The sequence below is a fragment of the Streptomyces sp. NPDC086147 genome (assembly GCF_040702165.1).
Lineage (GTDB): Bacteria > Actinomycetota > Actinomycetes > Streptomycetales > Streptomycetaceae > Streptomyces.
On sequence record NZ_JBFBJO010000044.1, the window covers coordinates 1 to 10,151 of the forward strand.

Sequence of the window (10,151 nt, forward strand, 5' to 3'; positions counted from 1 at the left end):
GCCCCCGCACCCGCGGGGGCCGGCGCGCGTCCGTTCCCGGGCCCGCCGCGCCCGGGGGCCCTGTCGCCCGGCCGACCTGCGAGGATGGCGTCCGGGTCCGCCGGGGGAGCGGTCGGAATCGGTGGGACGAGGGAGCGGTTCGGGTGTCGCAGCGGGGGCCGCGGGGCGCGGTCGAGCGGATGGAACACCACCAGGTCGCGGTCTATCTGGCGGCCATGGCCGCCGGCGCCCTGCTGGGGTGGGCGGCGCCCGGTCTCGGGCCGGGCCTCGCGCACGCGATCAACCCGGTCCTCGGGGCGCTGCTGTTCGTCACCTTCCTCCAGGTCCCGGCCGCCGAGCTGGTGCGCTCGCTGCGCGACGGCAGGTTCCTGTCCGCCGCCGCGACGGTGAACTTCGCGGTGGTGCCGCTGGTGGTCGCCGCGATGTTCGCGTTCCTGCCCGACGACCGGGCGGTCCGGCTCGGCGTCCTGCTGGTGCTGCTGTGCCCGTGCGTGGACTACGTGATCGTCTTCTCCGGCCTCGCCGGCGGCTCCGCCCGCCGGCTCCTCGCCGCCACCCCGGTCCTCCTCGTCGCGCAGATGGTCCTGCTGCCGGGGTTCCTGTACCTGTTCATGGGGCCGGAGCTGTCCGACGTGGTGGAGGCCGGCCCCTTCGTCGAGGCGTTCCTGCTCCTGATCGTCGCCCCCCTGCTCCTCGCGTGGGCCCTCCAGGCGTGGGCCGCGCGCCGCCCGGCCGGGCGGCGGGTCTCCGGCGCGGCGACCACCACGATGGTGCCCCTGATGGCCGCCACCCTCCTCGCCGTGGTCGCCTCCCAGGTCCCCGGGCTCGGCGGCAGCCTGGCCGACGTCGCCGCCGTCGTCCCGTTCTACGTGCTGTTCCTGGTGGTCATGGCGTTCGCGGGGAAGGCCGTGGCCCGGCTGTTCCGCCTGGACCCGCCCGCCGGGAGGGCGATCGTCTTCACCGGCGCGACCCGCAACTCCCTCGTGGTCCTGCCGCTGGTCCTTGCCCTGCCCGACTCGCTGGCCGTGGCCGCGGTCGTCGTGGTCACCCAGACCCTCGTCGAGGTCCTCGGCATGGTGGCCTACGTCCGCCTCGTGCCCCGCCTGGTCCCGGACCCGGCCTGACCCACCGGTCGGGCGGCCTCCGCCGCCCGACCGACCGAGCCGGTCCTCCTACCGGTTCCCGTCGTCCGGGTCCACCGGCAGGCCCACTTCCTCGCGGTCCTCTTCGAGGCGCTCGTCGAGCTCCTTCTCGTCGGGGCGCCGGGGCAGGCCTCGGCCGTGCCCGGTGTCGGGGTCGCCCTCGACTTCCTTGTTCGACTTGTGGTGAGGTGCCATCGGTCTCTCCTTGCCCTGCGACTGCGGGACCGCGCGACCGGCCGTCCGTTGTACGGGTCCGGGCTCCGGCGGCGCGAGGGGTCCCTCACACTCAAACCCGGCGCCCACGGCTCCGCAAACGGAGCGGCCCGGCGTCCCGGCCGGTCAGGACCGGGGCCGTGCCGGCGGTTCCAGGGCCTTGCCGATCGTCTGGTCCGGGTCGAGCACGAGCCCGATGCGCAGGGTGGACTGCGAGAGGACGCCCCACAGGGCGTCGCTCAGGAAATGGGTCAGGTCGTCGAGCGAGCTCCTCGACTCGGGACGGGCGGCCCACTGGTTGACCACCCCGTCCACCAGGCCGACCATGCCGAACGCCAGGTTGAGGGTGAAGCCCGCGGGCGCCTTCCCGCCGTCGACCAGCTGCTCGGCGTACGCGTCGAGCAGCCGCGCCAGGTGGAGGGCGATGGCCGTGCGGGTGCCCGCGACCACCCGGGAGCCGCTGGCGTCCTGCTCGGGCGAGCCGGTGCCGAGGAACCGGTGGAGCCGGGGGTGCTCCGCGACCCAGCCGACGTAGGTGGCGGCGGCGAGCTCGACGGCCTCCCGGACGGTGCCCTTCGGGTCGAGGGCCGGGTACAGCGCGGCCAGCAGGTCGTCGGCGATGCGCGCGCGGATCCGCTCGTCCAGGTCCTCGCGGCTGCGGAAGATCCGGTAGACCACGGAACGGGGCATCCCGGCCTCGGCTCCGATCGCCGCCACGCTGACCGAGGGGCCCTCCCGGCCGATGACGGCGAGGGCCGCGGCGAGGACCTGGTCACGGCGCTCGGCCCGGTGGCCGGACCAGCGCGTGTCCCGTCCGTCGGGGCGTCCGTCACTGCGTTCTCGTCTGTCCTCCGCCACGGCGTGGATCGTACCCGGCCCGATCAAGAGGGCGCGCGCGATCGGTTCCCGGGGGTGGCGCATAGTGTGTTACCGCCGGTACCTTGGACGCGGTGACACAGGTAAATTCCCGCACCGGGCGGCGGCGTCCGAAGCCCGGAGCACCGGTGCGGAAGCACGCGGGACGGCGACAGAGGGGTATCGAGATGGAGCACCAGCACGTCGATGTGCTGATCATCGGAGCGGGGCTGTCCGGCATCAGTGCCGCCTGCCACCTGGCCGACGGGAACCCCGGCACCACGTACGCCGTCATCGAGCGGCGCGCGCGGGTCGGCGGCACCTGGGACCTCTTCCGCTACCCGGGCATCCGCTCGGACTCGGACATGTACACCTTCGGCTACGGCTTCCGCGCCTGGCACGGCACCAGGATCCTCGCCGAGGGCGCGGACATCCGGCGCTACGTCCAGGAGACCGCCGAGGAGCGCGGTGTCACCGAGCACATCCGCTTCGGCCGCAAGGCCGTCCGCGCGGACTGGTCCGGCGACGAGGGGCGGTGGACCGTCGAGATCCTGGACGAGGCCACCGGCGCGACCGAGCTCTGGAAGGCCCGCTTCCTCGTGGGCGCCACCGGCTACTACGACTACGACGCCGGCCACCGGCCGGAGTTCCCCGGCGAGGAGCGCTTCGGCGGCACCCTCGTGCACCCCCAGCACTGGCCCGAGGACCTCGACCACACCGGCAAGCGCGTGGTCGTCATCGGCAGCGGCGCCACCGCCATCACCCTGGTCCCCTCGATGGCCGACACCGCCGCGCACGTCACCATGCTCCAGCGCTCGCCCACGTACATCCTGGCGCTGCCCGCCGACGACCCCGTCTCCACCGTCCTGCGCGGACTCCGCGTCCCGGCCGGACTCGTCCACCGCGTGGGCCGCGCCCGCAACATCGCGCTCCAGCGCGGCCTCTACGCCCTGTGCCGCAAGGCGCCGCGGCTCATGCGCGGGGTGCTGCTCGGCTCCGTACGGGCACGGCTCGGCAAGAGCGTCGACATGCGCCACTTCACCCCGGCGTACAAGCCCTGGGACCAGCGGCTGTGCGTGGTGCCCGGCGGCGACCTCTTCAAGACCCTCAAGAGCGGCAGGGCCTCCGTGGTCACCGACCACATCGAGACCTTCACCGAGAACGGGATCAGGGTGAAGTCCGGCGAGGAGATACCCGCCGACATAGTCATCACCGCCACCGGCCTGCGGATGCAGCTCGCCGGCGGCATGGAGATCGCGGTCGACGGCGAGCCCCTCGTCACCCGCGACCACCTCCTCCACAAGGGCGTGATGCTCGACGGCGTCCCCAACCTGGCGATGATCATCGGCTACACCAACGCCTCCTGGACCCTCAAGGCCGACCTCGCCTGCGCGTACGTCAGCCGGCTGATCGCCCACATGGACCGGCACGGCCTCACCACCGCCACCCCCGTCGCCGCCGCGTCCGACCGCTCCGACGTCTCCGTCATGGGCGAGTCGCTGACCTCCGGCTACATCGCGCGCGGCGACGCGATCATGCCCCGCCAGGGCACCCGGGACCCCTGGCGGATCTGGAACAACTACTACCGCGACCGGCGGGCCCTGCGGGACTCCCCCGTCGAGGACCCCGCCCTCCGCTTCGGGCGGACCGTCCCCGGGGCACGGTCCGCCACCGACCGGCAGGACCACGCCCCGGCGGTCTGACGCCGAGCCCACCACCCCTCCGGAGACCACACGCGAGAGATCGAGGACGACGATGACCATCAGCCAGGAGAGCTACTACGAAAGGCTCCAGACCCTCTCCGAGGCGTCGGTGCACATCCACTTCGACGCCTTCACCGACATCGACTGGGACAACCCCGAGTTCGCCATCGACCCGAAGGACCCCCGCTGGGTGCTCCCCGCGGCCGACCCGCTGGGCGGCCACCCGTGGTACCAGGCACAGCCGCTGGAGGTCCGGACGAAGATCGGCCTGTGGCGGTACGCCAACATCGTCAAGGTCGGCATGCAGTTCGAGAACGTCCTCATCCGCGGGGTGATGGACTACCTCTTCTCGCTGCCGAACCAGAACCCGGAGTTCCGCTACCTCACCCACGAGGCCACGGAGGAGTGCCACCACACCCAGATGTTCCAGGAGTTCGTCAACCGCGCGGGCGCCGACGTGCCCGGCGGCCGGCGCTCCTTCCGGGTGGTCAGCCGCTTCCTGCCGCTGGCCGGCTCCCTCATCCCCGAGTCGTTCTTCACCGGCGTCCTCGCCGGCGAGGAGCCCATCGACCACCTCCAGAAGGCGATCCTGCGCGGCGGCGAGGACATCCACCCGCTGATGCGGCGGCTCATGCAGATCCACGTCGCCGAGGAGGCCCGGCACATCTCCTTCGCCCACGAGTTCCTCCGCGTCAAGGTCCCCGGCTACGGGAAGTTCCGCAAGGGCGCCCTCTCGGTGGCCTTCCCGGTCATCATGCGCGTCCTCGGCGACGTCATCGTGGTCCCCGACCGGAAGACCGCCGAGAAGATCGGCGTCCCCCACTGGGTCATCAAGGACATCTTCTGGAAGTCGCCCGACGGCGAGAAGATGCTCCGCGACCTCTTCTCCGACGTGCGGATGCTCGCCGAGGACATCGGCCTGATGAACCGCACCTCCCGGAAGGTGTGGCGGGCCCTGCGCATCGACGGCCGCCCGTCCCGCTTCCGGGGCGAACCCGCCCCGCACGCCGCCTGACGCACCGGCTCCTCGTCCGGCAGGCGTACGCCGCCCGAGCAGCACACCCGCCCGCCCGCCGGGCGGAACCACCGGCCGGGAACCGTCCCGGCGGCCCCGTGAACGTGAACGGAGAACCGCTCCCCATGCCCTACGTCGTCACCCGGTCGTGCTGCGCCGACGCGTCGTGTGTGCTGGCCTGCCCGGTCAACTGCATCCACCCCGCCCCCGGCGAACCGGGCTTCGGACAGACCGACATGCTGTACGTCGACCCCCGCACCTGCGTCGACTGCGGGGCGTGCACGACGGCCTGCCCGGTGGACGCCCTCAAACCGCACACCAAGCTCACCGAGGGCGAGCTGCCGTTCCTCGAGATCAACCGCGCCTACTACGACACCTCCCCGCACGCCGACCGCACGCCCATGGCCCTCGTGCCCCCGCAGCGCCGGGTGGAGACGACCGGGCTGCGGGTGGCCGTGGTCGGCGCCGGACCGGCCGGACTGTTCGCCGCCGACGAACTGCTCCGCCACCCCGGCGTGAGCGTCACCGTGTACGACCGGCTGCCCACCCCGTACGGACTCGCGCGGGCGGGAGTGGCGCCCGACCACCAGGACACCAAGCGGGTCACCGAGCTCTTCCGGGCCATCGAGGGCCAGCCGGGCTTCTCGTACCGCCTCGACACCCGGATCGGCCGCGACCTGCACCACGAGGACCTGGTCCGCGACCACCACGCCGTGGTCTACGCCGTGGGCGCGGCCACCGACCGGCGCCTCGGCATCGAGGGCGAGGACCTGCCCGGCAGCGCCTCCGCCACCGACTTCGTCGCCTGGTACAACGGGCATCCCGACCACGACGGCGCCCTTTACCCGCTGGACTCCGAACGGGCCGTCGTCGTCGGCAACGGCAACGTGGCCCTGGACGTGGCCCGGATCCTGACCGCCGACCCCGAGGCCCTCGCCCGCACCGACATCTCCGACCGGGCCCTGGCCGCGCTGCGCGCGAGCCGGGTCCGCGAGGTCGTCGTCCTCGGGCGGCGCGGACCGGCCGAGGCAGCCTTCACCCTGCCCGAACTGGTCGCGCTCGCCGCCCTCGACGGCGTCGACGTCCTCGTGGAGGGCCGGCCCGAGGACCTGCCGGCGGACGCCACGCCCAAGACGGCGGTCCTCGCCGAACTCGCCGCCCGCACCCCCGTTCCGGGCCGCCGCCGGATCGTCCTGCGCTTCCTGACCGGCCCGGCGCGGATCGAGGGCGACGACCGGGTGACCGGTCTGACCGTCGTACGGACCGAGCTGCGCCGCGCCGACGACGGCACCGTACGGGCCGTCCCCACCACCGACACCGAGACCGTCGGGACCTCCCTGGTCCTGCGCGCCGTCGGCTACCGCGCCGAACCGGTCCCGGGCCTGCCGTTCGACGCGGAGACCGGCACGGTGCCGCACGAGCGGGGCCGGGTCGAGCCGGGCGTCTACGTCACCGGCTGGATCAAGCGCGGCCCCACCGGCTTCATCGGCACCAACAAGTCCTGCGCCCAGGAGACCGTCACCACGCTCCTCGACGACCTCGAAGCCGGCCGCCTGGCCGCCCCCGCCGGCCCGCCGGTCACCACGGCCCGCCCCGACGCCGTCGACCTCGACGGCTGGCGGGCGATCGACGCCGCCGAGCGCGCCGAGGGCCGTGCCCAGGGCCGCCCCCGCGTCAAGCTCGTCGACCGGGAGGAACTGCTCACCGCCGCGCGCCGCCCCGTCTCCCCCTGACGGCACCGCGACCGGCCGGGCCGGGGCACGGGGGCGCCCCTGAGGCCCCGCCCGCCCGGACTGCCCTCCCCTTCACCCTCCTGGCCGACGCGAGCGCCCTCCGCGATTGGTTCTCCCCGGCAGGGGTACCCGCCGGACGGCACCGCCCCGTGGAGAGGCGGGCCGACGGAAGAACGGTCGAGGAGGAGACGGCACGATGGCGGGCAACAAGGAGAACCAGGACGTGGTCGCGGCCATTCTGAAGGACCACCGCACGATGGAGGACCTGTTCCGCCGGATGCGGAGCGTCGAGGCGGACCGCGCCGCCGCGCTGAAGGAGTTCTCGGCCCTGCTCATCGCACACGGCGAGGCCGAGGAGGCCGAGGTCTACGGAGCGCTCAAGCGCTTCAAGAACGTCGACAACGAGGAAGTGGACCACGGCACGGAGGAGCACGAGGAGGGGAACAAGGCCCTCCTCGCCCTCCTGGAGGTCGACGACATCGGCTCCGACGAGTGGGACAAGCGTCTGGAGGACCTGGTCGAGGCGGTCACCCACCACCTCGACGAGGAGGAGCGCACCATCCTCAACGGCGCCCGGGAGAGCGTCCCCGACGAGCGCAGGGCCGAGCTGGGCGACGCGTTCCTGAAGGAGCGCGCCCGGCAGCTCGCCTCGGACTGCGGCCGGGTGGAGAACGTGCGCGAGGTCGTCCGCGGATGACACGGGAGCCGTGCCGGTGGGCGGCCCGCCCGGGCCGCCCACCGGCACGTCCTCACCTTCCCGCGCTCCCGCCGGCCCCCACCGGCGCCGCGTCGGCCGTCAGGGGCGGAGTGCCGAGTCCGGCCCCTCGGCCGAGGCCTTCGAGGAACTCGCCGACGGCCTCCTCGGAGGTCCACGACGGCGTCCAGTCCAGCTCCTCGCGGGCCCGCGAGGAGTCGAGCACGGGCAGCCGCATGACCGCGTCGAACAGACCCGGCGCGGCGGGCACCAGGCGCAGGCGCCACGCGGCGGCGAGCACGGCACGGGTCACGCCCGCCGGCAGCGGAACGGCGCGGGCCCTCAGGAGCCGGGCCAGTACGTCGGCGTCGAGCACCGGATCGGCCGCCAGGTTGAACGGCCCCCGGACCTCCCGCACCACGGCCGCCCGGTAGGCCTCGGCGGCGTCGTCGGTGTGCAGGGCCTGGAAGCGCAGGCCCTTGACGGAGGGCACGACGGGCAGCACGCCCGGTCGCACGGCCCGCCACGGCAGGAGCGGACCCGCGAAGATGCGGCGCTGTTCGCTCGCCGCCTCCTCCTTGAACAGGAACGACGGCCTCATCCGTACGACCCGCAGGTCCGGGTGCGAGAGCTGGAACCCGTCCAGGTAGCGCTCCAGATAGGCCTTCTCCCGGGTGTAGGCCGCGCCGGGCCAGCCGTGGGTGGGCCAGGACTCGTCGACGGGCCGCCCGTCCGACGGGCCGGGGGAGTAGGCGCCGACCGAGGAGGCGTGCACCAGAGCGTCCACCCCCGCCCGGGCGCACGCCTCGAAGACCCTGACGCTGCCCAGGACGTTGGTGCGCCAGGTCTCGACCGGGTCGTGCGTGGGCTGGAACTTCCAGGCGAGGTGGACGACCGCGTCGGCCCCCGCGAACAGCCCGGCCAGGTCGGGGCCGCCGGGGTCGACGTCCGCCGACGCCCAGCGGACCCCGTCGATCCGGAGCTCGGGCACCCGGCGGGCGACGCCGAGCACGTCCGTGACCGTACGGTCCCGGGCGAGGGCCCTGACCACACTGGTCCCGACGTTTCCGGTGGCTCCTGTGACGACGACCCTCATGGCGCTTGTCCAATCGCGGGGGACGGATGGAGACGGCGGGGACGTGCCCGCCGCCGGTTCTCGGCCGGGAACCGGCCATGCCCTGCGAGTGACCGCGCGGTGCGCCCCGTAAACGCCGTCCGCCGCTCACCCCTCCGGCCGCGCGTGCTCGTCGGCCCCAGACACGGGCGGCACCTCCACCTCGAACCAGACGGCCTTGCCGCCGTCCCTCGGGACACAGCCCCAGGCGGCCGACAGCCGCTCCAGGAGGTACAGGCCGTGCCCGGAGGAACGGCTCGGACGGTGCGGGCCGTGGGGCCGGGGACGCACCGGGCTGGTGTCGCTGACCTGGACCCACAGCCGGCCCCCGGCGCGGTCGAGACGCAGCTCGTACGGAACGCCCCCGTGCGTGAACGCGTTGGTGACGACCTCGGAGACGAGCAGCAGGGCATCCGTGGCGGCGACCCGCCCGGGCGCACCGGCGGCCCCGAACCACTCGCTCAGCGCCCGCTGCGTCAGGTCCCGGCACGCGCCCACCGTCCCGGGGGCCTCCGTCAGTTCGTAATGACGGGTGCCGGTGGCCACGGGCTGTCCACGCTGACCGTTCATACGCTGCGGGTTCCCCGGCCGTCGGGGACGAACCATGCCGTAAAGGGCATTCTCCCGCCACCGGTGGCTGCGCCTTCGCGCGAGGCGGCGGCCATGATGTCTTCCCCGAACCGCCTTTCGTAATCTTTCACATCTCGGGAATGTGACCACAGTTCTCGGAAAGAGGTAAAAGGAGCAAAAGGTGTGAGAGGAACGGTGAAAATGATGAACACCATGACATTTGTGCGCGAAGAAGAAGCGGGAGACAAGAGGTCCGAGCCCCGACAGGGTCATGGCTGACGGCGAGGGCGGGGGAGACGGGATGCAGGTGCGGCGGCTGTTGTTGCGCGGGGCGCGGAGTGTGGTGTCGCGCTGTCGGGATTTCACGGCGGAGGCGTTGGCGGACTGGGGGTGGATTCCGGCGGGGAGCGAGGCGGGGGAGGAGCGGGTGGAGGACGTGCTGCTCCTGGTGTCGGAGGTGGTGACCAATGCCTGTCTGCACGCCGGCGGACCGGAGGAGTTCGTCCTGCGGCGCGGTCGCGAGGGGCTGCGGGTGGAGGTCGCCGACGCCAGTTCCGAACCGCCCCGGGCGCGCACGTCCCGTTCGCCCGCGCTGCCCGGCGGGCACGGTCTGATGGTTCTGGACAAGCTGGCGGGGGCGTGGGGCTACGAGGCCAGGGGGGCGGGAGCGGCGGGGAAGGTGGTGTGGCTGGAGGTCAGCCTGCCGTCCCGTCCGTAGCCTCGTCCGCGGGTCCTTCCGCAGGGGCGCCGTCGGTGTTGAGACCTTCCCTGAGCTCGCCGAGGATGCGGGTGAGCAGCCGCGAGACGTGCATCTGGGAGAGCCCGATCCGCCGGCCGATCTCGGCCTGGGTGAGCTCCTCTCCGAAGCGGAGTTCCAGGATGTGCCGGTCGCGCTCGTCGAGCCGGTCGAGGAGCGGCCGGAGCGAGGTGAGGTCCTCGATCAGCTCGTAGGAGGATTCGGCGGTCGCCAGATGGCGTGGCTTCGCGCCGGAGGCGTTGCCGTCCTCGCCGACGGGGGTGTCCAGGGAGCGGGTGGCGTAGCCGTGTGCGGCGAGTTGGCCTTCCGCGATCTCTTCTTCGGTGAGGTGGAGGTGGTGGGCGAGTTCGGTGCG

Annotated in this window: 11 protein-coding genes; 6 read left to right on the plus strand and 5 right to left on the minus strand. The window is 73.2% G+C overall.

The genetic code is table 11. The features are described from left to right. Positions 1-179: 179 nt before the first annotated feature. Complete coding sequence (locus tag AB0398_RS33930) at positions 180-1,124, plus strand: bile acid:sodium symporter (RefSeq protein WP_366379534.1); 945 nt, start codon at positions 180-182, stop codon at positions 1,122-1,124. Between the two features lie 48 nt (positions 1,125-1,172). On the opposite strand, the gene AB0398_RS33935 is transcribed toward AB0398_RS33930, so the two are convergent. Together AB0398_RS33935 and AB0398_RS33940 are read right to left on the minus strand one after the other, a co-directional pair. Next, entirely contained in the window at positions 1,173-1,337 is a 165-nt protein-coding gene (locus tag AB0398_RS33935) for a hypothetical protein (protein ID WP_366379525.1), read from the minus strand. Between the two features lie 144 nt (positions 1,338-1,481). Then, the gene (locus AB0398_RS33940) at positions 1,482-2,213 is read right to left on the minus strand and encodes a TetR/AcrR family transcriptional regulator (RefSeq protein WP_366379526.1); all 732 of its coding nucleotides are present in this window, start codon (positions 2,211-2,213) and stop codon (positions 1,482-1,484) included. 185 nt (positions 2,214-2,398) lie between these two features. On the opposite strand from AB0398_RS33940, the gene AB0398_RS33945 reads away from it, so the two are divergent. From AB0398_RS33945 to AB0398_RS33960, 4 genes are all read left to right on the plus strand, one after another. Continuing rightward, on the plus strand, positions 2,399-3,913 hold the full coding sequence (locus tag AB0398_RS33945; RefSeq protein WP_366379527.1) for an NAD(P)/FAD-dependent oxidoreductase: 1,515 nt from the start codon (positions 2,399-2,401) through the stop codon (positions 3,911-3,913). A 52-nt stretch (positions 3,914-3,965) separates the two neighbouring features. Continuing rightward, positions 3,966-4,928 (plus strand): diiron oxygenase, encoded by a 963-nt coding sequence (locus AB0398_RS33950; protein ID WP_366379528.1) that lies wholly within the window; start codon positions 3,966-3,968, stop codon positions 4,926-4,928. Between the two features lie 125 nt (positions 4,929-5,053). After that, positions 5,054-6,661, plus strand: a complete 1,608-nt coding sequence (locus tag AB0398_RS33955; RefSeq protein ID WP_366379529.1) for an FAD-dependent oxidoreductase — start codon at positions 5,054-5,056, stop codon at positions 6,659-6,661. A gap of 196 nt (positions 6,662-6,857) precedes the next feature. After that, positions 6,858-7,358: a hemerythrin domain-containing protein gene (locus tag AB0398_RS33960; protein ID WP_366379530.1), complete on the plus strand. Its 501-nt coding sequence runs from the start codon at positions 6,858-6,860 to the stop codon at positions 7,356-7,358. A gap of 52 nt (positions 7,359-7,410) precedes the next feature. Here the strand turns inward: AB0398_RS33960 and AB0398_RS33965 are convergent, their stop codons facing one another. Then, positions 7,411-8,451: an NAD-dependent epimerase/dehydratase family protein gene (locus AB0398_RS33965; RefSeq protein ID WP_366379531.1), complete on the minus strand. Its 1,041-nt coding sequence runs from the start codon at positions 8,449-8,451 to the stop codon at positions 7,411-7,413. Between the two features lie 126 nt (positions 8,452-8,577). Beyond that, positions 8,578-9,039 carry an ATP-binding protein gene (locus tag AB0398_RS33970; protein ID WP_366379532.1) on the minus strand — a complete coding sequence of 154 codons (462 nt, stop codon included), beginning with the start codon at positions 9,037-9,039 and terminating at the stop codon, positions 8,578-8,580. 301 nt (positions 9,040-9,340) lie between these two features. Between AB0398_RS33970 and AB0398_RS33975 the strand changes: the two genes are divergently transcribed. Further along, on the plus strand, positions 9,341-9,757 hold the full coding sequence (locus tag AB0398_RS33975; protein ID WP_366379535.1) for an ATP-binding protein: 417 nt from the start codon (positions 9,341-9,343) through the stop codon (positions 9,755-9,757). On the opposite strand, the gene AB0398_RS33980 is transcribed toward AB0398_RS33975, so the two are convergent. Next, positions 9,735-10,151 (minus strand): sigma-70 family RNA polymerase sigma factor (locus AB0398_RS33980; RefSeq protein ID WP_366379533.1); only part of this gene is annotated, 417 nt, incomplete at its 5' end. The two genes, AB0398_RS33975 and AB0398_RS33980, sit on opposite strands and share 23 nt — an antisense overlap.